The organism is Clostridioides sp. ZZV15-6383, from assembly GCF_020657735.1.
GTDB classification, from domain to species: domain Bacteria; phylum Bacillota; class Clostridia; order Peptostreptococcales; family Peptostreptococcaceae; genus Clostridioides; species Clostridioides difficile_D.
The window spans coordinates 1-1,532 of record NZ_JAGWCV010000122.1; the positions used below are offsets into that span (position 1 = coordinate 1).

A 1,532-nucleotide genomic window follows, 5' to 3' on the forward strand; every position below is an offset into this window, starting at 1 on the left:
GAATATTATAAGTAATCTAACTATATACATCTAATAAATAGTTTTTTAATATATTTAAATTGTTTATAAGCAATTATATTCACTCATTATCATAATAATTTTGGGGCTAAAAAATAAAAATTTGTTTGAAAATAAACTCTAGTACTTATTCTAATAAAATACTAAATAAGTTTAGTACATCTATAATTTTTTAGGTCACACTATAAAGATATAATATTTATCTTAGTTATAAGTCTAAATGCAATTTCAGCATTATTTTGTCGAATATTTTTTTAATAAAATCACATACTCTAAACATATGTTTTAAAATATATTTTCATATACAAAAAATAATACTAAATAAATAATTATAAATAAAATTTAAATAAGATGGATTCTATTCAACATAGTATCCATCTTATCATTTAAAATTCAAAAAACTTTTTTATAATATTATACATTTTAGAAGCTAAATAACTCATCATAATATCAATCTCATTTTAAACTTCCAGTATACTTATTAATCTTACTTGCTATTAAGAAGTATAAAAGCATCTACAATAATAATTTATATCTTTAAAAAATTGTATATTATAAATATAGCTTCAATATTTTATACAATATAATTATACTTTTTATTAAAAGCAATATGCATAAATAACATTACACTTACATTTTTTTGATTATATTTTATTAGACTCTGATTTTTAAATAAAAGATACTATAAAATACTTTATTAAGATATATGATTTGATATATATGAACTAACTTCATCAGGAGAAATATCTAAAATAGTTGCAAACTCTTCATTTAATAATCTTTCGGCTTCTTTCATTATATTATCATCTGCTTGATGTGTTTTTTTACCAATAGATTTTACATACTCTCTGTTATGATGTATACTTCTTGTTAGTTTTATTAACTCTTCACATTTTCCACCTCTAAGTATTTTTTTAAATTGTTCACTTCTTAGTTTTTCATTATCTATCCATAATGTATCCATATTAGGAATATTATTTATTAATGAAATAACATTAATTTTAGAAAGTAACTTTCTCATTGGTACTTTTTCATTATCTACAGGAATTTTTATTACTGTATTATTGGAATAAATAGGGCTCAACACATAGTAATCTTTTTTTATTCCATTTGTAAACTGTTCGTTTGTTATATCAAGTACTTTGCAAACACCTGTCATCCCATACATTATATAATCATCAACCTTAAACAAAACCATCACCATCCTTAATAAAAAAAATAGTTCTGACAATTTAATTCACCTTGCCAAAACTATCTGCTATATATTATATTTTAACACATTTTGAGGCTTTAATGTAAGTAAAACTTATATTATTAAAATTAAAAAATGGGGCTGTCGCAGGAGCAAATTAAATTTGTTCTGTGGGAGCTCTTTTTTACTTACCTCAATAGGTATATTTTTAATTATTTTATATAAAGTTTATGTTGTAAGTAAAATTATGCATGACAAATAAAGGTATGAAAATACCATTTTTTCAGATAATATTTGATTGTAAATAATAATTTTAGAATAC

Annotated in this window: 1 protein-coding gene; it reads right to left on the reverse strand. The window is 21.0% G+C overall.

All coding sequences use genetic code 11. The annotated features are described in order from the left end of the window. Positions 1-715 precede the first annotated feature (715 nt). Positions 716-1,216 carry a CarD family transcriptional regulator gene (locus KGF42_RS19025; RefSeq protein ID WP_227823162.1) on the reverse strand — a complete coding sequence of 167 codons (501 nt, stop codon included), beginning with the start codon at positions 1,214-1,216 and terminating at the stop codon, positions 716-718. Between the last annotated feature and the right edge of the window lie 316 nt (positions 1,217-1,532).